The sequence below is a fragment of the Shewanella woodyi ATCC 51908 genome (genome assembly GCF_000019525.1).
GTDB classification, from domain to species: domain Bacteria; phylum Pseudomonadota; class Gammaproteobacteria; order Enterobacterales; family Shewanellaceae; genus Shewanella; species Shewanella woodyi.
This window is the reverse complement of sequence record NC_010506.1, coordinates 1539703-1565615: the sequence shown is the minus strand read 5'-3', so window position 1 is coordinate 1565615 and position 25913 is coordinate 1539703. Positions and strand designations below refer to the sequence as shown.

At 44.8% G+C, this 25913-nt stretch carries 19 protein-coding genes; 14 read left to right on the top strand and 5 right to left on the bottom strand.

From position 1 onward, the window contains the following. The first annotated feature begins 485 nt into the window (after window positions 1–485). Together mutH and SWOO_RS06230 are read left to right on the top strand one after the other, a co-directional pair. Window positions 486–1181: a DNA mismatch repair endonuclease MutH gene (mutH, locus tag SWOO_RS06235; RefSeq protein ID WP_012323865.1), complete on the top strand. Its 696-nt coding sequence runs from the start codon at window positions 486–488 to the stop codon at window positions 1179–1181. Between the two features lie 610 nt (window positions 1182–1791). Further along, window positions 1792–2859 carry an adenylate/guanylate cyclase domain-containing protein gene (locus tag SWOO_RS06230; protein ID WP_012323864.1) on the top strand — a complete coding sequence of 356 codons (1068 nt, stop codon included), beginning with the start codon at window positions 1792–1794 and terminating at the stop codon, window positions 2857–2859. 58 nt (window positions 2860–2917) lie between these two features. Here the strand turns inward: SWOO_RS06230 and oxyR are convergent, their stop codons facing one another. The 3 genes from oxyR to SWOO_RS06215 form a co-directional block, all read right to left on the bottom strand. Then, the gene (oxyR, locus tag SWOO_RS06225; protein ID WP_012323863.1) at window positions 2918–3829 is read right to left on the bottom strand and encodes a hydrogen peroxide-inducible genes transcriptional activator OxyR; all 912 of its coding nucleotides are present in this window, start codon (window positions 3827–3829) and stop codon (window positions 2918–2920) included. 241 nt (window positions 3830–4070) lie between these two features. Beyond that, on the bottom strand, window positions 4071–4436 hold the full coding sequence (locus tag SWOO_RS06220) for an Hpt domain-containing protein (protein WP_012323862.1): 366 nt from the start codon (window positions 4434–4436) through the stop codon (window positions 4071–4073). 164 nt (window positions 4437–4600) lie between these two features. Next, window positions 4601–5539 carry a TIGR01212 family radical SAM protein gene (locus tag SWOO_RS06215; RefSeq protein ID WP_012323861.1) on the bottom strand — a complete coding sequence of 313 codons (939 nt, stop codon included), beginning with the start codon at window positions 5537–5539 and terminating at the stop codon, window positions 4601–4603. Between the two features lie 512 nt (window positions 5540–6051). Here SWOO_RS06215 and gltB point away from each other — a divergent pair. The 9 genes from gltB to SWOO_RS06170 all read left to right on the top strand — a co-directional run bounded on the left by gltB (window position 6052) and on the right by SWOO_RS06170 (window position 16728). Beyond that, window positions 6052–10500 carry a glutamate synthase large subunit gene (gltB, locus tag SWOO_RS06210; RefSeq protein ID WP_012323860.1) on the top strand — a complete coding sequence of 1483 codons (4449 nt, stop codon included), beginning with the start codon at window positions 6052–6054 and terminating at the stop codon, window positions 10498–10500. 6 nt (window positions 10501–10506) lie between these two features. Next, entirely contained in the window at window positions 10507–11916 is a 1410-nt protein-coding gene (locus SWOO_RS06205; protein WP_012323859.1) for an FAD-dependent oxidoreductase, read from the top strand. Between the two features lie 180 nt (window positions 11917–12096). Beyond that, entirely contained in the window at window positions 12097–12471 is a 375-nt protein-coding gene (locus tag SWOO_RS06200) for a hypothetical protein (protein WP_012323858.1), read from the top strand. A gap of 175 nt (window positions 12472–12646) precedes the next feature. Continuing rightward, window positions 12647–13198: a hypothetical protein gene (locus SWOO_RS06195; protein WP_012323857.1), complete on the top strand. Its 552-nt coding sequence runs from the start codon at window positions 12647–12649 to the stop codon at window positions 13196–13198. Between the two features lie 223 nt (window positions 13199–13421). After that, window positions 13422–14114: a 5'-methylthioadenosine/S-adenosylhomocysteine nucleosidase gene (gene mtnN, locus SWOO_RS06190; protein ID WP_012323856.1), complete on the top strand. Its 693-nt coding sequence runs from the start codon at window positions 13422–13424 to the stop codon at window positions 14112–14114. A gap of 40 nt (window positions 14115–14154) precedes the next feature. Beyond that, a complete protein-coding gene (locus SWOO_RS06185; protein ID WP_012323855.1) occupies window positions 14155–15141 on the top strand; it encodes a cobalamin biosynthesis protein CobD/CbiB in 987 nt (328 codons plus the stop codon). A gap of 98 nt (window positions 15142–15239) precedes the next feature. Next, entirely contained in the window at window positions 15240–15617 is a 378-nt protein-coding gene (locus tag SWOO_RS06180; protein WP_041418003.1) for a DUF2721 domain-containing protein, read from the top strand. Further along, window positions 15614–16249 carry a trimeric intracellular cation channel family protein gene (locus SWOO_RS06175; RefSeq protein ID WP_012323853.1) on the top strand — a complete coding sequence of 212 codons (636 nt, stop codon included), beginning with the start codon at window positions 15614–15616 and terminating at the stop codon, window positions 16247–16249. The genes SWOO_RS06180 and SWOO_RS06175 overlap by 4 nt, the downstream gene beginning before the upstream one ends. Window positions 16250–16254: 5 nt before the next feature. Further along, complete coding sequence (locus tag SWOO_RS06170) at window positions 16255–16728, top strand: nuclear transport factor 2 family protein (protein WP_181950448.1); 474 nt, start codon at window positions 16255–16257, stop codon at window positions 16726–16728. A 72-nt stretch (window positions 16729–16800) separates the two neighbouring features. On the opposite strand, the gene tyrS is transcribed toward SWOO_RS06170, so the two are convergent. Further along, window positions 16801–17997 carry a tyrosine--tRNA ligase gene (tyrS, locus tag SWOO_RS06165; protein ID WP_012323851.1) on the bottom strand — a complete coding sequence of 399 codons (1197 nt, stop codon included), beginning with the start codon at window positions 17995–17997 and terminating at the stop codon, window positions 16801–16803. Window positions 17998–18135: 138 nt separating this feature from the next. Here tyrS and SWOO_RS06160 point away from each other — a divergent pair, with 138 nt between their 5' ends. Further along, on the top strand, window positions 18136–19563 hold the full coding sequence (locus SWOO_RS06160) for a peptidoglycan DD-metalloendopeptidase family protein (protein WP_012323850.1): 1428 nt from the start codon (window positions 18136–18138) through the stop codon (window positions 19561–19563). A 68-nt stretch (window positions 19564–19631) separates the two neighbouring features. After that, window positions 19632–20741, top strand: coding sequence for an anhydro-N-acetylmuramic acid kinase (locus SWOO_RS06155; RefSeq protein ID WP_012323849.1), 1110 nt, complete (start codon window positions 19632–19634; stop codon window positions 20739–20741). A gap of 64 nt (window positions 20742–20805) precedes the next feature. On the opposite strand, the gene SWOO_RS06150 is transcribed toward SWOO_RS06155, so the two are convergent. After that, on the bottom strand, window positions 20806–22950 hold the full coding sequence (locus SWOO_RS06150; RefSeq protein WP_012323848.1) for a winged helix-turn-helix domain-containing protein: 2145 nt from the start codon (window positions 22948–22950) through the stop codon (window positions 20806–20808). A 340-nt stretch (window positions 22951–23290) separates the two neighbouring features. On the opposite strand from SWOO_RS06150, the gene SWOO_RS06145 reads away from it, so the two are divergent. Then, window positions 23291–25840, top strand: a complete 2550-nt coding sequence (locus SWOO_RS06145) for an alpha/beta hydrolase family protein (protein ID WP_012323847.1) — start codon at window positions 23291–23293, stop codon at window positions 25838–25840. Window positions 25841–25913: the final 73 nt, after the last annotated feature.

Below are 25913 nucleotides of genomic sequence, written 5' to 3'. Positions count from 1 at the left end.
ACGTACGAAATTTCTAATGTATAACCTTTTAACCAAATCAAATAAAATCGTTATTTTATCTACACTTAAAAAAACACCCTTGGGTTAATGGTATAACCAATAGATTCACAGCTCACTTTTTAACCAAGCTTTCATTTTTGAATAAGTCTAGGTTTTCAATTATCAGGTTATTCACAAGTAAAGAGGATATTTATCTATTTTTTATAATAACTCCCCTAAATATCTGTTTGACATCTCATAAATTTATAGTTTGGTTTCTAAATATAGAAGTTATCCAACAAAACTGTGGATAACTGTGTTGGAAAAGTTGGGGGAAAGATAGAGCAAGTAAAAAATACTCAACTCAATAACGAAAGTAGGTCAGTCTTAACCATTATTATCAGTAAGTTAGCTTTACCTATAGAAAATGAGTTATCAACACAAGTTGGCTTGAATGCTTTTTGACCACCAATTGCTATCTTTACTATCTTTGGTAAAATCAGCGAATGACCACACCTCACTCCCCCAAAACAATTGATGAATTAATGAGTCGTGCCAACGATATGGCTGGATTAACATTAGGTCAGCTCGCCGACTCCCACGGTTTTATCACCCCCGCTAACCTTAAACGTGACAAAGGCTGGGTTGGACAACTAATAGAACATGAACTCGGCGCACTGGCAGGTTCTAGGCCTGAACCCGATTTTCTACATTTAGGTATCGAACTTAAAACGATCCCAGTAGATAAAAATGGCAAGCCGATAGAGACCACCTATGTAACCGTTGCCCCCTTAATCGATATTCAAGGATTAACTTGGGAGACCAGCGTTGTTTGCCATAAATTACAAACTGTCCTTTGGATCCCGATCCAAGGCGATAGGGATATTCCAGTCTCACAGCGGCAGATAGGCAGCCCTATTTTATGGCGCCCTAATGAGGAGGAGCTTGCCTTGTTAAAGCAAGACTGGGAGGAGATCATGGAGTTTATTGCCCTTGGTCAAGTTAAACAGCTCACAGCCAGACATGGAGAGGTGTTACAACTTAGACCTAAAGGTGCAAATAGTCGCTCAGTAACTCAAAGTATTGGTCCAAACGGCAGCACTCAGATGACTAATCCTAGAGGTTTTTATCTTAAAATCCCTTTTACGCAATCGATCCTCTCCAGAGCATTCGGTATATATACCCAAGCTACCTCAAGATGATCGTTTCAGAGCTCCCGTAGGATAGCTGAACAAGGCAGTGATTGAGGAGAATGGTTATTCCCTTGTTGATATCACTAACGCAGTGCAGCGATTCTACGGAAACTCCCGAAGGGCATGTCGAGAAGCAACATTTTTCTGTGTTATGAAATATTGAATTACGACTGCATGGTCTATTTTGTTCCATACAAAATAAGACATTTCTTCCTTTCCATGGAAGTCAGATGTAGAAGGTAGGGCGAAGCAGGATGCCAGAGCCGAGAATAACTAGTCCTACTATTTCATGAAGACCGCCATGGATGGCGGGAATGTCGTTAATGCAGGAGCAATTAACGACCTTGAACTCTGTCACTTCTCGACATGCTGAATCCTGCATCTTGAAGTTGTTTGGGTATAAGCAACACACCATTAAAATTAACCAGCTAAATTAACTAAAAAACCTCTAAATACTTACCTTTTAATCTAACTTGTCGATACATCCATCTTATTCGTTTAAATTAAAGCCATGAACTGACTTTCATTTGACTAAGATCACAAATACTACTGGAAATGATGGGGGTATTTTCTATAAAATAGCGCCCCTGACCGCCACCCTTAGGATACCCCCTTTACTGTGAGAGCACGTATACAAGCAAAAAAACTTATTTTTGCGATAATCGCCTGGGGCATCGCCATGGCGGCATTTGTGTTCTTTAGATATGCACAAGCACCGGATCTTCCTCAGTGGGCCATCGGCTCTGCGGATCTGGCTACCTTGGCTATCTATATGGGGATCATCTTCGGCAGCTTACACTGGATGTCGAACCTCATTGCCGACTTTAGTGCAATCAATCGCCTTCCATACCTTTTCTCGGTGATCTTTAAGGGACTCTTTCTCCTGCTTGGCGCAACGACTCTGGCTTATATCACCCAGTTCCTCAATATGTGGGCTATCGAAAACCATATGGCCACCTTGAGACAGATGCTAACGGCGCATATTCTCTATAGTCCCTCTTTTCAGGCACTCATTGTCTATCTGGTTGTCGTGCGAGTTGGTTTAGCCTTTATCGAGCAGATGGCACTGCTTGTTGGGCCACGAGTACTGCTTAATATCGGTCTGGGTAAGTACCATAAACCAAGATATGAGCAGAGGTTATTCCTCTACTTGGATATGGTGGCATCAACCACTCACGCCGAGACCTTAGGAGATTATCGCTTTAGCCGACTAATCCAAGATAGCTTTAGTCTGCTATCAGATACGGTTGTGAATAATGAAGCTGAGATCTATCGCTATATGGGCGATGCCGTACTGATACATTGGCCGTTAAAAGATGGTATACAGCAAGACCGCTGCTTCAATATCTATTTTGAATTCAGCCAACAACTCAATTGGCAACGGCAATATTTTGAAGAGCAGTATGGTTTTGTGCCTAAATTTAAGGCTGCCGCTCACTGTGGTCAAGTGGTGGCCGCTGTGGTGGGTGTGCAAAAGCAAGAGATCAGCTTCTTCAGTGATGTGCTTAATACCTTAGCGAGACTTCAAGATCAGTGTAATCCGTTGGGGCAGAGAATGTTAATCTCAGGCTCACTGGAGTCCCGTTTAGATAATGACAGCAGCCAATACACCTTAACCAACTTAGGGCCGGTAAAGCTAAAAGGAAAGCAGCACTCTATTGAAGTCTTTGGTGTCTCTAACGGCTGATCTTATAGCAATCATAACAAAGCCTGAAGCTCGCTCAGGCTTTTATCATTGCATTATCTTAAACAGGCTCTTTAGCTAAGAGCTCCTGTATCGCTAAGCCTAAAGTCCTAAAGGTCAAGATGCGGCTTGAAGTCTGCCTCCACACCAATCCGATATCTCGGTAGGGTGCCTCACCTGGTGGCTGCATCACCTCTAAATCAGTGTCGTTGAGGATACCTGCATCTATCGCCATTTGAGGTAGAAATGTCGTTCCCAACTTGCCGTTAACCATCTGCACTAACGTATGTAAACTCGTTGCTGCAAATGGATTCACCTTAGCACTGTCACCAAGCTGACAAGCACTGACTGCATGCCCAGTGATGCAATGCTCAGCCTGAAGCAAAAATATACTTTCATCGGGCAGAGATTGATAATCCAAAGGTTCATGGATCTCACCAGCTAGGTCGTTATGAACAACCAGTTTAAAGGGATCGATCCCTACCTTCATACTGTGATATCCACTGGTATCCACTGGCAAGGCTAACAATAGAAGATCAAGCTCTCCCTTGCCTAAAGCGTCCAATAGCCTCTCAGTCGTATCCTCTTTTAAAAACATAGTGAGATTCGGATAGGTTTGCTGACACTGTTTAACCACTCGGCTCAACAGAAAAGGAGCAATCGTTGGAATACAGCCTAAGCGAATATCCCCTGTCATTGGCTCGCCTTGGTGCTTAACCAGCTCAACAAGATCATCAACATCGGTGAGTAGCTTGCGCGATCTCAGTACCACCTCTTCACCAATAGCCGTAAAGATAAATGATTTATGATCCCGTTCAATTAGCTGATGGCCAAGCTGCTCCTCTAAGTTTTGTATCCCGCTAGAGAGAGTAGACTGGCTAACATGACACATCTTAGCAGCACGATTAAAATTCTGCTCCTGATAGAGGTTCACGAGATAAAAGAGGTTTTTCAAACTGGGTAAGTGCTTCATAAAATCGATTACCAACTAAGATTTTCATTCAGATATTCAATATCGACAATATCATAGTATTAGCACTAATCGCGTAATATCAGACATTAAAATGTGAGCTATCTCTAAAATTTAATTAGGATTTTATGAACAAAAAAGAGAAAAAGACTAAAAAAAGGAGCGTGATTGGCGATTAATTCCATAAAAAAGCGCTAATAGAGTCAAGCTCCATTAGCGCCATCAGCATAGCAAAATCAAGCTGTTATGCTTTAGCCTCTAGATACTGCTTTAGCTCTGCAAGATCTAGGCTGGCATTATCAACAATAGCTTGTAACCAGGCTTCGTGACCTGCAGCCCATTCGGCGTCTTCACCGTGTTGAAGTAGTTGAGCAAACTGCTGAATACGCTTTAGTCCAACAGAACCCGCGGCACCTTTAAACTTATGAGCTTCAGAACACAATGTGTCTTTATCTTGAGCTTCTTTAGCGTTAACTAAGTTGCCCACATACTCTGGCATCAACTGCTCAAATAAAACAACGCTTTTTAGCAAAGTGCCCGCACCAATTGCACTGCAGTACTGCTCTAGAGTATTAAGATCCAAAATTGATTCTATTTCAGCTGTTGCCATATTAAGGCACCTCTCAAAAATTCTTGACTGTATACAAACTAATTTACAACATAATACCCGCTATAATTACTGGTGCAACTAAATGAGTAATAACAGCGAAAAAACATTCATTTATTAACCATCTTTTAACTAAATTTTAATCAAATCTGCCATTTAACTACTTTCTATATCGCTTTTGAGCTCATTTTTAACTTAGAAATCAAATAGCTCCCCTGCCCACCTTTGGCTTTTAAGTCATCCACGATCGCCACTAACCCATTCCAACGATAAGCACACCAGTCAGGTGCGAGTAAAATCGGTTTTTTCGCATAGGCTGTAACCCTATGAAAAATTATCTCTTTTGGCGTGTAGCGTATCATTTCGCCAACACTATAAGCGTAATCTTCCATTGACAGTAGTGAGATCCGCGAGCTTCGCCACGCTTTTGCCATGGTACTTCCCTCTACAATATGCAATGGATGTAGCTTTAGCCCATCTACACCAGCTTGGAGTACAGCATGTAAACTATTAAGGTAATCCTGATGCTCCTCTCCAGGCAAACCTAAGATCAGGTGTGTACAGACCTTAATTCCCTTAGCTCTAGCGCGGGTCACAGTATCAAGGTAATCGGCTAGAGTATGGCCACGATTGATACGCTTTAGTGTCTTATCACTGGCTGATTGCAAGCCCAGTTCCAGCCAAACATCAATACCGCGGGCCTGATAGCCAGCCAGTAACTCAATAACATCATCGGAAACACAATCAGGTCGAGTCCCCACACACAAGCCCACAATATCCGGGTCGATAATCGCCTCATCATACTTAGCCTTCAACACCTTATATTCATCATAAGTGCTGGTATAAGCCTGAAAATAGGCGATATATTTTGATGTTCGTCCAGCAAACCTCTCTCTGCCTTTATTTAGCTGCTCAGGTATCGACAACTCAGTGCCATGTTCATAGCTGAAAGAAGCCACATTACAATAGGTGCACCCCCCTCTTCCCAATGTACCGTCTCTATTTGGGCAGGTAAATTTTGCATCTATGGTTAACTTTTTAAGTTTCTCACCAAAGCGCTGCTTACAAGCAACACCGAACGTATTGACGTACTGATCTAAACCCATTTTCTACTACTACTAGAATGAATGAGCATATTCTAATTCATCTATTCACTAAAAACGTGGAGCCAAATCAAACTAAGTTCAAACGACAGAGATTAAAGGTGATTTAACAGAAAATAGAGATTCAGCAAAAAAAGGGGGGTAAAAATGTAGTTAACTCATTAGCACTGCATAAATAAGCAAACGTGATATCCGCTTATAATTCATTATATTTGCAATAGAACTCATATTTCTCAAAAAAAATTTACAGTCCACTTTGTTACACTTCATTAACTAAAAAATTTAAGTAAAAATTAAAATTCTTTTTATTCATAGCGTTATACAAATCAACTCACAGTTTACGTTAACGTAATGCTGGTTAAAATTATCGCCAACAGGAGTTAAGCACTCGCTAATTTATGCATTTATTTGGTTTGACCTTTCTTTAATCAAACGTTAATTTGAATGGTTCGGGTGCATAGTTATAACAAGATTTTCCCGACGTAGTATTCAGTTTAAGTTTAGGGAGTTTGTGTATGAGCTTGTATCACCCCAGTTTCGAGAGAGATAATTGTGGTTTTGGCCTGATAGCCCAGATGGATGGTGAGCCTAGTCATCGCATCGTAAGAACTGCAATTCACGGCCTAGACCGTATGAAGCATCGTGGTGGAATCGCAGCAGATGGCCGTACAGGCGACGGCTGTGGATTACTAATGCAGCTTCCCGTTAAGTTTTTTGAAGCCGTAGCAGCAGAAAACGATTGGCACCTTAGTCGTAAGTTTGCCGTTGGTATGCTTTTCCTCAACCAAAACGACCAACTAGCAGAGCAAACTAAACTCCTGTTAGAGCGTGAGCTTGAAAAAGAGACCTTAAGCGTTGCAGGTTGGAGAAAAGTCCCAGTCAATGCCGATGTACTTGGTGATATAGGTAAAGCAAGCCAGCCCCAGATCTATCAAGTGCTAATTAATTCCCCTATTGGATGGCGAGAGAAAGATCTTGAGCGTCGCCTCTATATGGCAAGACGCCGCTTAGAGCAGCAACTTCATCATGATAAAGATTTTTATGTTGCCAGCTTATCAGGCCAAGTCATCGTCTATAAAGGCCTGATGATGCCTGCGGATCTCCCAGAGTTTTACCTTGATCTAGCCGATATCAGACTGCAAAGCTCAATCTGTCTATTTCATCAAAGATTCTCAACCAACACCTCACCTAAATGGCCCCTCGCACAGCCTTTTAGGTACCTTGCCCATAACGGTGAAATTAATACCATTACCTGTAATAGGCAGTGGGCACGTGCTCGTGCTTATAAATTTAATGCTCCGCTATTACCAGATCTGCAACAAGCAGCTCCCTTTGTAAACGAAACAGGCTCTGACTCCTCCTCACTGGATAACATGCTTGAGATGCTTCTTGCTGGCGGCATGGATCTGTACCGCGCGATGCGTTTGTTGATTCCACCAGCATGGCAAAGTAACCCAGAGATGGATGAGGAGTTAAAGGCCTTCTACGACTTCAACTCCATGCATATGGAGCCATGGGATGGGCCTGCGGGTATCGTTATGACCAATGGTCGTCACGCGGCATGTGCCGTAGACCGTAATGGTCTGCGCCCGTCACGCTATGTGATCACCAAAGACAGAATCCTCACCTTGGCATCTGAGGTGGGAATTTGGGATTATGCCCCCGACGAAGTTGTCGAGAAAGGCCGTGTCGGACCCGGTGAGCTATTAGTACTCGATACCCTTAACGGTCAGCTCTACTCATCATTTGAGATTGATAACGATCTTAAACGTCGTCACCCCTATAAAGCATGGATGGCAAAAAACAGTCAAACCTTAACCCCGGCCGAAGAGACCCCGATTGCCGAGCAAGGGATTTGTGAATTTTCACCCGAGCAATTGTTGCAATACCAGAAGCATTTTGGTTACTCACGTGAAGAGCTAGAACAGGTTATTTGGGTGTTGGCCCAAAAGGGCGAAGAGGCAACTGGCTCTATGGGTGATGATACCCCTATGGCTGTGCTCTCTAAAAAATCACGCACTGTCTATGACTACTTCAGGCAGAAGTTTGCTCAAGTCACCAATCCTCCTATCGATCCATTAAGAGAGAAGCATGTTATGTCACTCTCTACCTGTGTCGGTAGAGAGCAGAACCTGTTCAATGAGACCACAGGTCACGCCTACCGAGTGATGTTTAACTCACCAGTGCTGCTATACAGCGACTTTAATCAGTTAATGGCACTGGATTCGACCTACTACCGCGCTAATAGAGTCGATCTGAACTACGACATCACAGAGGGACTCGAACAGGCTATTATTCGGATCTGTGATGAGTCTGAGCGTTTAGCGCGTACAGGTACTACCCTGCTTATCTTGTCAGATCGTGCAACGGACAAATCTAAGCAGATTATCCCAGCTGCCATGGCAGTAGGAGCGGTGCAGAAGATACTGGTTGATAAGAGCCTACGTTGTGATACTAACATCATAGTAGAGACAGGCTCGGCTCGTGATCCACACCACTTCGCCGTTTTACTAGGCTTTGGCGCAACCGCCATATACCCATACCTAGCATACGAGAGTATCTCGGCACTGGCTAAGCTTAATAATGCCCCTAAAAACTATCAGTTGATGCTGAACTTCCGCCAAGGCATAGATAAAGGCTTGAGGAAGATCATGTCGAAGATGGGGATCAGTACGGTCTCCTCATACCGCTGTAGTCAGCAGTTTGAAGCGGTTGGCCTTGCTAGCAAAGTCGTTGTTCTCTGTTTTAATGGGGTAGTAAGCCGCATTGAAGGCGCTAACTTTGGCGAGCTTGAGCAAGATCAGGTTGAGCTGCATAAGCTTGCCTTCCGTGCCCACCAGCCTCTATCTCAGGGGGGATTACTTAAATATGTTGAAGGCGGTGAGTACCACTGTTTTAACCCAGATGTGGTTAATACATTGCAAGCCAGCTTAAAAGATCGTGACTACCCAAGTTATAAGAAGTTTACTGAGCTGGTTGATAACCGCCCGATCGCGACACTGCGCGATCTTATCGCCATTAAAGGTGAACTCGAGGCTGTTGAACTCGATAAGGTAGAATCTGCCGATACTCTCTACCCAAGGTTTGACAGCGCCGCAATGAGTATTGGCGCCCTTAGCCCTGAAGCCCATGAGGCATTAGCGGTAGCGATGAACCGACTCGGTGGTCGTTCAAACTCTGGTGAAGGCGGAGAAGATCCAAGCCGTTTCAACTCAGAGCGCAACTCGAAAATTAAACAGATAGCCTCAGGACGCTTCGGTGTCACGGCTCACTACCTGATGAATGCAGAAGTACTGCAGATCAAGGTCGCACAAGGGGCTAAGCCAGGTGAAGGTGGTCAGCTTCCTGGTCACAAGGTGAGTGTTGAGATAGCAGGCCTGCGTAATGCAAGACCTGGAGTTACCCTGATCTCGCCTCCTCCCCATCATGATATCTACTCGATTGAAGATCTCGCTCAGCTCATTTTTGACCTTAAGCAGATCAATCCAAGCGCCATGGTTTCGGTCAAGCTCGTCTCTGAGCCAGGTGTAGGGACTATCGCAACCGGTGTGGCTAAAGCCTACGCCGATATGATCACCATCTCTGGTTATGATGGCGGCACAGGTGCCAGCCCAATAACCTCGGTCAAATATGCTGGTAGCCCATGGGAGCTAGGCCTTGCTGAAGTGCATCAATCTCTGGTTGAAAATGGTCTTAGACATAAGATACGACTGCAGGTAGATGGCGGACTGAAAACCGGCCAAGATGTACTAAAAGCGGCCCTGCTCGGCGCGGAAAGCTTCGGTTTCGGTACTGTACCTATGATTGCATTAGGGTGTAAATACCTGCGTATCTGCCACCTGAATAACTGCGCAACGGGCGTTGCTACTCAGAATACTAAGTTGAGAAATGAGCACTACCACGGTTTACCTGAGCGTGTCATGACCTACTTTGAGTTTGTCGCAAGAGAGATCCGCGAAGGGATGGCAGCATTAGGGGTTACCCAGTTTGAAGACCTTATCGGTCGCAGCGAGTGGTTAACCACGCTAGAGGGCAAAACATCTAAACAGCAAGGATTAGATCTTAACCCTATCCTCTACACGCCTAAAATACCTGAAGGCAGCGCCAAAACATGGCGTGAGCTCAATCACACTGAAGATAAAGGTCGGTTGAACCAAGTCGTTTTAGACAAGGTCAAAGATGCCGTTATCGCTGGTGAATCGATTCAAGCAAGATTTGATATCAATAATACCGACCGCTCAGTTGGCGCTTCACTCTCAGGATTTATTGCCAAAACAGTGGGTAAAGAGGGCGCTAAACAGCCAATACAGTTAAGGTTTAATGGTAGCGCTGGCCAGAGCTTTGGTGTCTGGAACTCACCAGGATTAGAGCTCACCCTGTGTGGCGACGGTAACGACTATGTAGGCAAAGGGATGTCAGGTGGCAAGATCACCATACACCCACCACTAGGAAGTACGTTCCAGAGTGAACGTTCGGCGATTATCGGTAACACCTGCCTCTATGGCGCCTCTGGTGGTAAGTTGTTTGCAGCTGGAACCGCAGGAGAGCGATTTGCCGTGCGTAACTCAGGCGCGACTGCTGTGGTTGAAGGCTTAGGTGACAATGGTTGTGAATATATGACTGGCGGTATCGTACTTGTTCTAGGAAGAACCGGCGTGAACTTCGCTGCGGGTATGACAGGCGGATTTGCCTATGTGTTCGACAGACTTGGCCGCTTCCACCGCCGAGTGAACACTGAGCTGGTCGACACACAAAAAGTCAGTTCACCGATACATCAGCACCACTTAAGAGGCTTAATAGAGGAGCATTTAGCGGAAACTGGTAGCGAGCATGCCAAGATGCTACTGGCTGACTTTGAAAACTGGATCGAATGCTTCGTCTTAGTGAAACCTAAAAATGTGCCGGTTTCAGATCTATTAAAACTTGAGCAATCACAACCAGAATTAGCTGTAGTAGCGGGGTAACAACTGATGAGTAATGATTTCCAATTTATAGAAGTTGACCGCAAAGATCCGGTTAAGCATCCAGCAAAGAAGCGCGCTACTCAGTTTATCGAGATCTATCAGCCCTTTGCTCAGACTCAAGTCAACGAGCAAGCCGACCGCTGCCTCGATTGTGGTAACCCATATTGCGAGTGGAAATGTCCGCTGCATAACTATATCCCTAACTGGCTTAAACTTGCCCAGCAGGGACGTATATTAGAAGCAGCCGATCTCGTTCATGAGACCAACACCTTGCCTGAAATATGTGGCCGGGTTTGCCCTCAAGACAGATTGTGTGAAGGTGCCTGTACCCTTAATGATGAGTTTGGCGCCGTCACTATCGGCAATGTAGAGAAATACATAACCGATACCGCCATTGCCCAAGGTTGGCGTCCAGATTTAACCAAAGTCACCCCAAGAAAAGAGCGTGTCGCCATTATCGGGGCGGGGCCTGCAGGCCTTGGCTGTGCTGATATCCTTGCCCGCAATGGGGTTCAGTCGGTGGTTTTTGATAAGAATCCACAGATAGGCGGCCTACTCACCTATGGTATTCCCGCCTTTAAGCTGGATAAATCGGTGATGGCCACACGCAGAGAGGTCCTTGAAGGTATGGGGATCGAGTTTAAACTTGGCGTGACTGTAGGCGCTGATATCCCATTCGAAGAGTTAGTAGAGCAATATGATGCTGTCTTCCTTGGCATGGGGACTTACACCGCCATGAAGGCGGGTCTGCCCGGAGAGGACGCTCAAGGTGTACATCAAGCTCTGCCCTACCTCATTGGCAACACACACAATATTATGGGCACCACAGATCCAGACTCTCCTTATCTGAGTTTAAAGGGGAAAAAAGTCGTGGTTCTCGGTGGCGGTGATACAGCGATGGATTGTGTTCGCACCGCAGTTCGCCAAGGGGCAACTGAGGTCACATGTGCCTACCGCCGAGATGAAGAGAATATGCCTGGCTCACGCCGTGAGGTGCAAAACGCCAAAGAGGAGGGAGTGAACTTTCTCTTCAACCGCCAACCTGTCGCCATCGAAACTCAAGATGGTATCGTCACAGGTATCACCTGTGTAGAAACTCAGATGGGAGCTGCTGACAGCAGTGGACGCCGACGTGCAGAAGCCATTGAAGGTAGTGAAGCCTTACTTGACGCAGATGCCATCATCATCGCCTTCGGCTTCCAACCGAGTCCTGCATCTTGGCTCAAGGAGCACAATGTCGACTTAGATGAGTGGGGACGTGTTATCGCGCCAAAAGCGGCCGATAATCCATTCCAAACCACTAACCCTAAGATATTTGCTGGCGGTGATATGGTGCGCGGCTCAGATCTGGTGGTTACCGCTATCGCCGAAGGACGAGATGCAGCGCTAGGTATCCTCAATACTTTCGAAGACTAGCTCTAAACTCTTTTCTGTAATAGAAATAGGTTCAAAAAAAGCACACCGGAAGGTGTGCTTTTTACTGCCCACACCAACATAGGCAGTGATAAACCCTGAGTTTTACAACTCAAACAAAACAATATACCGTAAAGCTGTGCAATCAACGCACAGACATAATAACAATTGTGAGGTATCATTTTGAATATCAACAGAAACAGTTCCCTACTCTTAGGATTCACTCTCTTAGCCACAACTACATTCCCTACTTTAGCGACTGATCGCAACCCTGGGGTCATCTGCGCAGAAAAGCAATTTATCACAGCTATCGACTTCGGGTATGTCACAAACATTAAAGGCGGTCCAGATTGGGCCAACGCCGTAAATGTTCACCTTGCAAACGGTGTAGAGATCCCACTGAACTACAAATACAACGCCAATGATGACGGAGGAAAGTCAATCATTGCAGCACTTAGAATGGCCTTCTCATTCAACAGAGAAGTTACTCTATGGGATCATGACCATAATAACTGTGATGACTTTGATCAGGTAAGAGTACATCCAGCCCTCTATTGATAGTTATTTAGCTAAATAGTCCCCTCCATCTCAAGCAGATGGAGTTGATTAGCCCCTATTGAAGCTTACTTCTACGGTATCCCATTATCATCATTCATAACTCCTACCAAAGGAGAATAGACAAAGACCTATCTTTATTAGATGTTATACCAACCTCCTATGTAGGAAAGCCGAGATGTTTAAAAGACTAGGTTTAGTGATCACTCTTATCTGTTTAAGTTACTCATCTTTTGCTGATAGCCCATTATCTGGCGACAAACATGTCTACCTTATTGATATAAAGGGTAAGGAGTTGATGATAGGTGACATTAAGTTTTCGAACTTAGCTGGCAAGACCCACTATCAACTCCATCTGGATCATAGCCTTTTCAAAGACTACTTCCTCTCCATGAAGGAGATGAAATGTTTAGAGGGCCCTGAACTTTGGTGCCATCTTGCCTACCCCTATTCAAACCCGCGAACGATAAACCAGAATGACTTATCATGGCTCTCCCATGATCTGTTATTTATGTATAAGAAAAAATCTGAGTTTGGTGCCAACTTTTATAACGGCATCTATTATCAACTGAGTCTTAACAAGGGCACCATTGAGGGAACGGCGCAAGCGGTTGATCTCAACCTACTTGCCTCTGCCCCCGATGACTTAACTTTAGCCCCCATCACAGAAGCTGAGCTTGATGAGGTTGAGGTGGCTCAACGCTGGTTAGGGCGGTTAATTATCAAATAGTGGAGTATCCTCAAAGACTACTTGTTCAATCTACGATCCAACTCTCGATACAGACAATTCACATCAGCCACAACTTTCCTTTTATCCTACTGTTACGCTAGGCTTTCCCCATAAATGTACAAAGCCCCTTTTACGACCAACGAGGGGATTTTTCACTAAATCCAGATACGGCATGTTATATTAGCGCCCATTCGATCCAGTATGACAATTTAAGGCTAAAACAATGAAAGTAGGTATCATAGGTGCAATGGAGCCAGAAGTCGCTCATCTAATCGCTTCAATGGACAATGCAGAATCGCAAACCATTGCCGGTATTGAATTTGTTGCAGGCACATTAGACGGAAAAGAGGTGATAGTCACCCGCTCTGGCATAGGTAAAGTTGCGGCCAGTATCGCCACTACGCTACTGATTGAAAAATACACCCCAGACGCTGTGATTAACACAGGTTCTGCAGGCGGTTTTGTGGATACACTGGCAATTGGTGACATTGTTATCTCATCAGAGGTTCGCCACCACGATGTGGACGTAACCGCTTTTGGCTATGAGATAGGTCAGATGGCTCAACAGCCAGCTGCTTTTATGCCCGATGAAAAATTAAAAGCGGCCGCCAACAAAGCCGTTGCCAGTTTAGGTGAAGTAAAAGCCATTGAGGGGCTTATCTGCACCGGCGACAGTTTTATCTGCGATCCTGTTCGCACTAAGACAATGTTGGAACACTTCCCAACGATGGCCGCTTGTGAGATGGAGGGCGCTGCAATCGCCCAAGTTTGTCACCAATTTGCAGTTCCGTTTGTGGTGATCCGCTCGCTCTCTGATAATGCAAACAATGACTCTCCAGTAGATTTTGATTCATACATAGTCAAAGCGGGTCATCACTCTGCATTGATGGTGATGTCACTTCTTAAGCATCTATAATACTTAAGTTACCAAAACAGATAAAAATAAGGCTAATATCATGGTTCCGGAGTTTACGCAGCAGTTGCTCAACGATGCACCTCTGTATCAAGGAACCTTGATCTTATTTATTAGCCTTCTTCTGTCAAAAATTGCTCCACTTCCCCGCGCTGTTCAGCCTCTCGTTGCCTTTAACTATCTTGCCAAAGAGATGGCAAATAAGGTCAATCACAGTAATAGAAGTCACTCTCAGCAGGTTATCGCGGGCGCATTATCGGCCATATTACTGGTAGTGCCATTTTGGGCCATTATCACCTTTCTTTTGCAACTGGCCGCTTTCCCTTGGTTTTTTGAGTTTCTCGTACTCTATATCTGCCTCAACGATGAAAATTTTAATATCGTCGCAGAGGAGGTTAACCGCGCCCTAAACCATAAAGATAAAACCCGAGCTCGCAAAATGTTAACCCCTTGGCTAACACGAGATACACAGGAGCTCAGTGATGTCGGCTTAAGCAAAGCAACCATAGAGAAACTAGTAACAACACCAGTCTATGGCACCGTCGCCAGTGTCCTTTTCTTTATCTTAGGTGGCGCTCCATTAGTCCTTGCTGCTCGTATGCTTAAACAGCTAGAGCTGTGCTGGTTACCTATCAACCCAAAATTTCGCTACTTTTCACGCCCAGTGTACGTGCTGAACACCTTAGTGTTTGCTCTACCAACCTGGCTATGGAACCTGAGTTTAGCCATACAGGGTGGACCTAAAAGCCTAGCTAGACTCTTTAAGCCTGTGAGTCTCAATGGCCGTATCTACCATGAGCTACAAACTTGCTCAATTGCAGCCAGCGTACTGAATATTGAACTCGGCGGCCCCATGAAATTCAATGGTGTAAGGGTTAATACCGCTAAATTAAGTCACGGTCCTCTCCCAGAAAAAGGGTCAATACGCGAGGCGATAAAACTTGCCAGAGTAAGCCACGCTATCTGGGTAGGCTTTGTCATAGTGATCCCCATGATCTGGGCGGGGCTACGATATCTACAAGTTAGCTGATATACCCAAGCTACCTCTATGGACATTATTGTCCCCCTTGGTATCATTCAAGGTTCAGGTAACCACTTATTTCGCAGGCTAAGCAATTGCTAGAAAACATTCATGTATCCTTAACCACTCCGGCTCTGCTATTTCCGGCTATCTCCCTTTTATTACTGGCTTACACCAACCGCTTTTTTTCACTAGCGGCTTTGATCAGAAACCTCAGTAGCTCAGGCAAACCTATTGAGAGTAAACAGCTAAAAAACCTGCGCCAGAGGATCAGTATTATTCGGCGTATGCAGGAGTCAGGCGTAATGAGCTTCGCCCTGTGTGTTCTGTGTATGATCTTTATCTATATTGGCTTTAACAAAGTCGGTTCCTTTATCTTTGGCTGTAGCTTGTTGCTTCTGCTCTACTCGCTACTGCTTTCTGTTATCGAGATCCGTATCTCAGTCGTCGCGCTAAACTACCATCTGGAAGAGATGGATCAATGACCTCTTGGTTCTACTTCTTTGATCTCTGTGGTACTGCAGTTTTTGCGCTCTCTGGAGCCCTTGCAGCAGGAAGGCACCGTATGGACCCTTTTGGTGTCATCGTGCTTGCCTCTGTCACAGCTGTAGGGGGAGGCAGTATTCGTGATGCCCTCTTAGGTACTACACCGGTGTTTTGGATCCGAGATCCAAACTACATCATCGTTATCCTGCTCACCGTATTACTCACTATGCTTATCGTTCGTAAACCTAAACGAGTCCCACAACACACTTTGCCCGTTGCAGATGCCTTAGGTTTAGCCCTGTTCACGGTCATTGGCGCAGAGAAAGCATTGAGTCTTGAATTGGGCGGCATGATAGCCGTAGTGATGGGCTTGATAACTGGCGTGGGAGGGGGCATGATTCGAGACTTGTTGTGCCGTCAGGTTCCCATGATCCTAAGAACTGAGATCTACGCTACCGCTTCTATTTTAGGTGGAATAAGCTATAGTCTGAGTCTGCATTTAGGTGCGCAGGATAAACAAGCCCTAATATTTGCCATGGTCGTCGCCTTAGGAATACGACTCGCGGCAATTAAATGGCATTTGTCTCTGCCGGCGTTCGATCTGAAAACAAACAAACAGAATAAGAAGTGATCATGTTGCGATATCTTTGTCTCATATTGGTATTTATCAGCTTACCCTCCACAGCCAACAATGGCGAAATGCCCCTTGAGCAGCAGTTGGCTGTTAGGTATATCACGGCGCTAACCGATCACGATTACAAAACCTTAATCTCCTTCTATAACCGTGAGAGTGTCTTTAATGACAGGACAGCAGGGAAAAAATACACAGGAAAGCGTCATATTTTAAGCTTCCTCAAACGTGCCCATCAGGGAGTATTGGAGTACGGTTTCAATATCGAGCATATGTTTAACTCAGGCTCTTTAGTGGTCATGATAGGTAACTATCACTACAAGGGGCCCGGAGAGCAGTTTGGCAAACCAGGTAAGATTATCGACTTGGCTATTCCTGGCGTCACCACAGTAAAGCTGGACATGAATACTCACAGAGTGAAAGAGCATGAAGATCTGATGGATTATCAGACCATGGCAGATCAGTTAGCGATCCAATAGAGCTAAAAAATAAACACAAAAAAGCCAGCAACTGCTGGCTTTTTTAGCATCAAATAGAATCAAACAGCTTGATTATACTAGAGTGATCTTAGCAAACTTACGCTTACCAACCTGGAATACTCCGCTCGTTCCCGCAGTTAACTGCAGACGAGTATCGTCAATCTTAGCGCCATCTATTTTAGCCGCGCCCTGCTTAATCATACGCATACCATCTGAGGTTGAATTCACAAGGCCAGCTTCTTTAAGCAAGTTAGCAATCGCAATCCCCTCGCCAACAGCTATCTCAAGCTCTTCGATATCATCAGGAATTGCTCCCTTCTGAAAACGGTTAATGAACTCTTGATGAGCACCTTCAGCAGCCGCTTCATCATGGAAACGAGCAATAATCTCTTTCGCAAGCGCTATCTTGATATCACGAGGGTTAGTGCCCTGCTCAACATCACGCTTAAACTGCTCAATTTCACTTAATGGACGGAACGAGAGAAGCTCAAGGTAGCGCCACATTAGGTCATCAGAGATAGACATGATCTTGCCAAACATCTCACCGGCAGGCTCACTCACACCAATATAGTTGTGAGCAGACTTCGACATCTTCTTCACGCCATCCAATCCCTCTAATAGAGGCATCATGATCACGGTTTGAGGTTTTTGACCTTTAGATTTCTGTAGCTCACGCCCCATCAACAGGTTGAACTTTTGATCTGTTCCACCAAGCTCGACATCAGCTTCTAGCGCAACGGAATCGTAACCTTGTAGTAGTGGGTACATAAACTCATGGATAGCAATTGACTGACCAGAAGCGTAACGCTTCTTAAAGTCATCACGCTCCATCATACGTGCTACGGTTTGCTTAGAGGCAAGACGTATCATGCCTGCCGCACCTAATGGCTCTAACCAGCTTGAGTTAAACTCGATACGAGTTTTAGCTGGATCAAGGATCTTATAAACCTGTTGCTTATAGGTCTCAGCATTAGCAAGCACCTGCTCACGCGTTAGCGGAGGACGAGTGCTGTTTTTACCACTTGGGTCGCCAACCATGCCAGTGAAGTCACCAATAAGAAAGATAACTTCGTGGCCTAACTCTTGGAAAGTACGCATCTTGTTTAAGATAACCGTATGACCAAGGTGAATATCGGGAGCGGTAGGATCGGCTCCAAGCTTAATACGTAAAGGACGTCCCTCTTTCAACTTTTCCAGCAGATCCGCTTCGAGCAAAATCTCATCGGTACCACGTTTAATTTCTGCTAATGCTTGGTCTAAATCAGCCATCTCGCCAGCTACTCCAAAGAGCCTATTAATCAAATAAAGAGGGTCATGTTACTTGTTAGCCAGCACAATTGAAAGCGTGTACACTTAAGGGATAGAGATAAATAAAAAATTGCTACTTAGCTCAATGGGAAAGGTTCGATGGGAAAGGTTATAACATTATTAAAATTGCTTCCAAAAATGCATCAAATATTGCTGACTGTTTTAGTTTCCGTAACCTTAATTATTTTAGTTTTACCAGCAGATGATGCCCAAGCATCTAAAAATGCTAACAGCCAACTCTCTGGCACTATTGAACTTAACCATCTTGATGAGTCGACTACAACAACCTCTGAATTCAATAATCAAGACAAATTAAAAGTCCCGTTAGCTTTTCGTACCCCGACGCCGCCTAGTTCTGCCAGCGTCATTCCCAAAATGAATGATGAAGCTAATCTAGTTAAACCTGAAGTTTCAATTGCTGCTCTGAGGGCGGAAAAAGTTGAACAAGATCATACAGAAACTTTCAAAGTAAAAAGTGGTGACACTTTAGCCGCTCTGTTTAAACGTGCCGACCTTAGCGCACGAGATGTTTATGAGATAACCCTGCTTCCCAAAGCCAAAAAGCATCTGCTTAAGATTATGCCGGGGCAGGAGATAATGATATCCAAGAGCAGCGAGGGTGAATTTACTCAACTTAAATTCCACTTAGATCCAGTGTCTACGTTAGTTATCAACAAAGACGACAAAGGATACGAAGAGAAGGTCGTTAATAAACAGATTGAGAGCCGCACTAAATTTGCTAGTGCCACTATCAGCAGTAATTTTTGGAATGCAGGTGTCGGCGCAGGTTTAACCCCCAACCAGATCATGCAGCTTGCAACTATCTTCGGCTGGGATATCGATTTTGCCTTAGATCTCAGAAAAGATGACAACTTCTCCATTATCTTTGAAGAGGAGTTTGCCGATGGCAAGTTCCTGCGCAATGGCAACATTCTTGCCGCAGAGTTTGTGAATCAAGGCGATCGTTATACGGCGGTACGTTACACAGACGGTAACTACTACTCAGAGGAGGGACGCAGCATGCGTAAAGCCTTCCTTCGCTCCCCAGTTGATTTTAAATATGTCAGCTCTAGTTTTAATCCCAAACGTCTTCACCCTGTCACAGGTCAAGTCAGAGCCCATAGAGGGGTCGATTATGTTGCCGCTGTCGGCACACCAATCAAAGCTGCGGGTAAAGGCAGAGTGATAAAGTCTGCTTACAACAAATACAATGGTAACTACGTATTTATTAAGCATAACGACACCTATACCACTAAGTATCTGCACCTTAAAAAACGTAAGGTTAAACAGGGACAAAGTGTTAAGCAGGGACAGATAATTGGTACTTTAGGGGCAACAGGGCGAGTAACAGGTGCTCACCTACACTACGAGTTTATCGTTAATGGCACCCATAGAAACCCGCGAACCGTAAAACTGCCAAAGTCTCTACCCATCGCAAATAAAGAAAAGCCGGCATTCCTGGCTCTCAGTAAACAGATAATGGCTAAACTTCAACAGAACAAACAGGTACAACTTGCATCGCAATAGACTGCGCCTAGTTTTGAGTTATCTCAAAGCCATAACAGCACCATCCAGACAAGAGTGATTAATATTTAATGAGTAAAGATTATTTTATCGGCTTAATGTCCGGCACCAGCATGGATGGCGTCGATGCAGTATTAGTGCAGTTCAGCCAAGGAGAAGCCACACTTGTTGAGCGGCATAGCCAAGCTATCCCAAAACATACCTTAAGTGGCCTGCAGCGTCTCTGTTTGCCTGGAAGTGATGAGATAACTCGTTTAGGTCAGCTAGATCGCAGTGTTGGGCTACTCTTCGCCTCCGCCGTCAATGCGCTGCTGGAAAAAGCAGGCGTCTCCAAAGAGCAAGTGGTTGCTATTGGCAGCCACGGGCAGACTGTGAGGCATATGCCCAATCTGGACATGGGATTCACACTGCAGATTGGCGATCCTAATACTATCGCTGTTGAGACAGGCATTGACGTGATTGCTGATTTTAGACGTAAAGATATCGCCCTAGGGGGACAGGGAGCTCCCCTAGTTCCTGCTTTTCACCAGCAGATGTTCTCTAAACCTGATACCAACCGCATTATCCTTAATATTGGTGGGATCTCCAATGTGACTTACCTACCTGGTAACTCTCAAGCTGTGGTAGGTTTCGATACGGGACCTGGAAACACGCTCATTGATGCTTGGATACAGCAGGTAAAACATGAAGCCTATGACAAAGATGGCGCTTGGGCAGCCAGTGGTGAAACCGATGAGAAGCTGCTGATGTACCTGCTCTCTCACTCATACTTCTCTATGGGTTTTCCAAAGAGTACCGGCAGAGAGTTATTTAATCAGGCTTGGCTTGAACAACAAACTGCGGCCTTTGGTCACCTAAGTGAAGCCGATATTCAATCAACGCTGCTCGATGTCACCTGCCATAGTATCGCCAAGGATGTATTAACCCTCTCTGCCGATGGAGAGCTGTTTGTCTGTGGTGGGGGAGCATTTAATCGCGAGTTGATGTCTCGACTACATAACTTACTTCCAAGTTACCAGATAGACTCTACCGCCAGTTTAGGTATGAACCCACAATGGGTTGAAGGGATCGCTTTTGCTTGGCTTGCCATGAGGCATAATCAAGGACTCTCGGGTAACCTGCCCGCGGTAACTGGCGCCTCACGAGAAGCAGTTCTCGGCTCACTCTTTCCAGCCGCTTAATCCCTTACCTTTTATCCTATTTTTAGCTACGGGGCGCTCTTCCCCGTAGACTAAAGCTTAAGGCTTAGTGCAATAGCTTATGCTTTAACTTGATCACATCCCTTTTATAGTTTTCAGAGAGAGTGATCAGCAAACTATTGTTATTTGGAATATAGGCCATGGCCCCTGAGCGCGGAATACTGCTAGGTGGCAGCTTCAAAATAGGCGTCACGAGTTCAGTATTGAAACGCCAAAAGTTGATCAACTGATAGCGGCTACCGCTTTCTCTAAAATAAACGCCCTTATCTGTCGCGACCCAGTTATACCCTTCATCAAAATATTTACTTTCAATGATCTGACTAACAGCTTCAGGCTCTGACAGTGACAGCATCCATAGTCCCTTACGGCTATATTGAGTAAATACTAACTTATCTGCATCGATCATCTTACCAAGTCGCATATTGATAGAACTTATGACTTTAGGTAGACGATTATCTAAGTAAAACTCTGTGATCCCATCATCGGTTTTTGCCAATACCATCTCATCTTTCCAGCCCCAGCTTGGGCGATTATGATCAAGATATGGCGTGGCTAATATACTGATATTAGATGTGTTGATATCGAGCACATGGATTTTATTGCCCTCATTCTTATCATCTGGGGCCAAAAAAGCCACTTTAGTGCCGTCATGGGACCAACTTGGGTAGGCGACGCGGCGCTTAAGATCCGTATGTTGTCGCCTTGCCCCGCCATCTAATTCACTCGACCAGATCTCATTAAAACCAGTCTCATTCGACACATAGACAATTCGTTTAGCGGCAGCTGAATAATCAGGGTTACGGTAACTGTATTCCACCTGCAGTAACGGAAAAGTCGCTGTCGGAATAGACTGCTCCAGTGCAAATGAGGCTATCTGATAATCCCGCATGTAATTAGAGTAAACAAGCTCATTACTATTGGGAATTGAGCGAGGATAACTCATCCCTTCAACCTCTAGAGAGTGGATCTCCTTATCATCGATCCCCACAATATAGCCATTTCTTACCCCAGAGTTTTCGGTACTGAAGATAACTCGCTCGTTATCTTGATGCCAACTAAGCCCCCTTATATCCTCTAAGCCGAAGGTTAAACGCGTCTCTTTACCTGTCTCTATGTCACGAATAAAGATATCTTCAGAGATATTACCAAAGCGCCTTGCGATAGCCAGCCAGCGACCATCAGGACTAAACGTCATATCACGATCCCTCGAACCGCAATTTTCAGCACAGGAGAGCCGGACAGGCTCAGCGTCTTTATCTTTCAAGTTAAGTTGATATATCCCAGAGTGATGTCCATTTCCCTCATTCCATATATAGGCCAAACTGCTGCCATCTGGGGAGATATCGATAGCCGCAGTATCGCTATAACAGGCACCCAATTTAGTGGCTTCGTTACTGTCTAAGTTAAGTACTGTAAGAGAACATTTACCTTTCTGCTCAGAGGGATAATAGAGTGCACCAGCATCTGGATGCCACACAGCTCTATACTCTGATGTTTTCGTTGAGGTTAACCGTTTAGGGGTTTCCGTCGGCTTAAGCAGATCTTTAAGGTACAAGCTGGTTCGCTTATTTTTACTGCGACTACCGTAAACTAACCAGCGACCATCTGGCGACACAGCAGGGTAAAGCTCAGCTCCTGCGGCCGATGTCAGCTGTTGCCGCTCTGTTGGCGAATAGCGAATACTGTCTTGATAAAAGTGAAATACACTGAATAAGCAAAAAACAATGAAGGTTATCAAACTGACAGTGACTAACCTGCGATTAAACAATGTAAGGTATTCAACTTTCGCCTGCTCCTGCTGATAAAGATCAGGCTCGTCCACAAGATCGGCTTCATCAAACACAGGTTCAATCAGAAGGCGGTAACCCATTTTACGTACAGTCTCAATTGCCTGCTCTCCTTCGAGAAGAGGATTAAGATGCTTTCTAAGGTGCCAGATAGCATTGGTCAGTGCTTTTGTTCCTACATAAGCATTTCCTTCCCAAATCTTATCTATCAGCTCCTCACGGGGAACGACTCTGGGATACTGGCGAGCCAGATAGCTAAGCAACTCGATAAATTTAGGCTGGACAGAGATTTTACTTGAATTATCTTCGCCATCTCCACAAGCTGAGAAATTAAGACTGTTGTCATTTGGATTAACTTCACACTCCCCAAGCCTGAACACCGCCTCTTTTTTTATCTCTATCATTGAGCTCCCCAACTTGTCTTGAATTCATTTTTATTTTTCTCAAGTCCTAGCATTAGATTTTACATCTATTCAACACATATACAAGCAAGCACTAACCTTTAGGTCAATAGATAAGCAATTGATAAATAATGATATAGATGTTAAATAGATGTATAAACAACAAATAAACGACCCAAGACAGATTGCTGTACTCAACCAAATTCACTACAAGTATAACCAGCTTATAATCGGCTCAAATTTTAACTAAATACAGACGCTACTCACTAAGAAGCAAAACAAAGCAGGCGTCTCAATAGTAGCTAACTTCGACTTACTACTTTCTCATCTTCAGGAGATAAGAATGTTCCATCCCACCTTTGCAAGGTATGCTCTAATCGCATGTTCAACACTGCTTATCTTCACTCCTCCGCTATTCAGTAGTGAATACCAACTTCCCTCAAAACCTCTGCAAGATGTGGTTAAGCAGACAAAAAAAGTCAGTACGCGTTTATCCGACAATGGGCAATGGCTGGCAATTCTTACTCCTAGAACCCACCCATCGATTGAGCATTTAGCACGGAAAGAGCTCAAACTTGCTGGACTCAGATTATCCCCCAAACAGCTTATTCCTAGTCGAGTAAAGTTCAGCTACCTCAACATAGAGCTCGTTAATTTAAAGCAGGTAAACCTAAGTAAAACGGGGTCAGATAACAGTGAGTTAAGCCAAGCACCTATTCACATTGAGATCCCACAAGGAGTTGAGTTAACCAATGTTCAATTTTCACCCGACAGTCGCTATCTAAGCTTTATCGGGCTTTCAGATACAGGTGCCGATCTCTACCTCTATGAGATAGAAACCAAGCTCACCAGAGTCATAAACCCAAAACGACTTAACGCAACACTTGGGCTTAACTACCGCTGGCTAAATAGCAGTAAGGGAGTGATCACTAACCTTGCGAGTAAAGCGCCGAACATTAAAGCTAAGTCCACAAGTATCACCCCTAACATCAGCGAGACTTTAGGTAAAAAAGCCCCCAGAAGGACCTATCAAGATCTGCTTAAAAACCCCAGTGATGAGGCAAGGTTCAGCGCATTAACGACTAGCCAACTAACCCTCATTTCCCTTGATGGCAACACCACCAACATAGGCCAGCCAGGGATAAATATCAGTTATCACCTATCACCCGATGACAACTACTTGCTGGTAAAACGTATTGCACCACCATTTTCCCATATGGTTAAGTATTATGATTTCGCCCAATCGGTAGAGATTTTTCATACATCAGGTAAAAAGCTGTCAACTTTGGCCTTATTAGAGAGCAGTGAATACCGACCGCCAGGAAGCGATTCGGTTAGGAAAGGTCCACGCATGATACATTGGCGCAGTGACAAACCCAGCACCTTAGCCTTTGCCAAAGCTTTGGACAAAGGAGACAGCAGAGTCAAAGCTTCTCACAGAGATCAACTACTGCAGCTCGATGCCCCTTTCAACCTCGCCCCTAAACCTTTAGTTAACACTCCGTGGAGGATCAGCCAGGTAAAATGGGGAGAGCAAAACAGAGCGCTGATCACTGAACGTCATTCAGACAAGAAACAGATGAGAGTGAGCTTTCTCAATACAGAAGCGAGCAGTGAGCCTCAGCTAGTCCTTTGGTATCAAAAAGCCATACGCGATACCTATAAAGACCCCGGAAAACTTTATCGCACTCAAGCCTATAACAAGGGTAAACCTTTAGGTCGTGTATTTCATACGGAAAATAATACCTTACTTCACTATGGACTCGGCGCATCTCCCCAAGGTTATCAGCCATTCTTAAAGTCCCTCACCCTAAAAAACACAGATGAGCAACCCGCTGGCTATCTCTCTAATACCCTATGGCGTTCATCAGATAAGCAGCTTGAAACAGTAAGGTATGTGGTAGATCTTCAGCCCCTCACCTTAGTGCTAAACCGACAATCCAATGACACGCCTTCACATCTGGTTCTGCTCAACGTCGAGTCCGGAAAAGAGAAAGTTTTATACCGTAACCCTCAGTCACTCAATGCGTTTAAAGGGATGAGCAGACAGCTTGTAAAGTACAAGCGTGAGGATGGCGTACCACTCTCTGGAGTGCTTTATCTACCGTCAAACTACAACAAAGAGGATGGTCCATTACCTGTCTTAATGTGGGCCTACCCCCGCGAGTATAAGAATGCCGAAGTGGCGAGCCAGGTTAATTACTCAGAAAATCAGTACACACAGATAAGTCCCAAGGGGCCAGTTCCATTTGTTGCTAACGGATTTGCTGTGTTCGATCGTGTAGCCATGCCCATCATAGGTGAAGGAAAAGATAAGCCCAATGACAGTTTCAGAACTCAACTGGTGAACAATGCCCAAGCCGCTATCGACACACTCGTCACCATGGGCGTTGCCGACAGAGATAGAGTAGCTATTGGTGGTCACTCCTACGGCGCATTTATGGTCGCAAACCTATTAGCTCACTCGGATCTATTTGCCGCAGGCATCGCCAGAAGTGGCGCCTATAATCGCAGTTTAACTCCCTTCGGTTTTCAACATGAAAAACGAAACTACTGGGAAGCACCTAGCCTATATCAGCAGATATCTCCCTTTACCCATGCCGATAAAATTGATGAACCCCTACTACTTATGCACGGAGAGATGGATTCAAATTCTGGCACCTACCCGATGCAATCCGCTCGTTTATTTAAAGCTATCCGTGGACTTGGTGGACAAGCAAGATTGACCACCTTCCCCTATGAAAGCCACAGTTATAAAGCAAAAGAGTCCATTCTCCATATGCTTTGGGAGCAGGAAAGCTGGCTTAAGCAGCACCTACAGCAACCAAAACTAACTGGCGGAAGTGAGCGCTCAAATAATAAAGCCTTAACACCTCAAGTGTCACTCCACTGAGTCTATTCGCCGCTGAAAGTTGATTTAACGCTTTAGGCGGCGAAAAAACGCTTTTAACACTGTGTTTTCTCAC

Coding starts and splice junctions, on each gene's coding strand:
- mutH (WP_012323865.1), top strand. CDS start 486: ATGACCACACCTCACTCCCCCAAAACAATTGATGAATTAATGAGTCGT.
- oxyR (WP_012323863.1), bottom strand. CDS start 3,829: ATGAAGCACTTACCCAGTTTGAAAAACCTCTTTTATCTCGTGAACCTC.
- SWOO_RS06220 (WP_012323862.1), bottom strand. CDS start 4,436: ATGGCAACAGCTGAAATAGAATCAATTTTGGATCTTAATACTCTAGAG.
- SWOO_RS06215 (WP_012323861.1), bottom strand. CDS start 5,539: ATGGGTTTAGATCAGTACGTCAATACGTTCGGTGTTGCTTGTAAGCAG.
- gltB (WP_012323860.1), top strand. CDS start 6,052: ATGAGCTTGTATCACCCCAGTTTCGAGAGAGATAATTGTGGTTTTGGC.
- SWOO_RS06205 (WP_012323859.1), top strand. CDS start 10,507: ATGAGTAATGATTTCCAATTTATAGAAGTTGACCGCAAAGATCCGGTT.
- SWOO_RS06195 (WP_012323857.1), top strand. CDS start 12,647: ATGTTTAAAAGACTAGGTTTAGTGATCACTCTTATCTGTTTAAGTTAC.
- mtnN (WP_012323856.1), top strand. CDS start 13,422: ATGAAAGTAGGTATCATAGGTGCAATGGAGCCAGAAGTCGCTCATCTA.
- SWOO_RS06185 (WP_012323855.1), top strand. CDS start 14,155: ATGGTTCCGGAGTTTACGCAGCAGTTGCTCAACGATGCACCTCTGTAT.
- SWOO_RS06175 (WP_012323853.1), top strand. CDS start 15,614: ATGACCTCTTGGTTCTACTTCTTTGATCTCTGTGGTACTGCAGTTTTT.
- tyrS (WP_012323851.1), bottom strand. CDS start 17,997: ATGGCTGATTTAGACCAAGCATTAGCAGAAATTAAACGTGGTACCGAT.
- SWOO_RS06160 (WP_012323850.1), top strand. CDS start 18,136: ATGGGAAAGGTTATAACATTATTAAAATTGCTTCCAAAAATGCATCAA.
- SWOO_RS06155 (WP_012323849.1), top strand. CDS start 19,632: ATGAGTAAAGATTATTTTATCGGCTTAATGTCCGGCACCAGCATGGAT.
- SWOO_RS06150 (WP_012323848.1), bottom strand. CDS start 22,950: ATGATAGAGATAAAAAAAGAGGCGGTGTTCAGGCTTGGGGAGTGTGAA.
- SWOO_RS06145 (WP_012323847.1), top strand. CDS start 23,291: ATGTTCCATCCCACCTTTGCAAGGTATGCTCTAATCGCATGTTCAACA.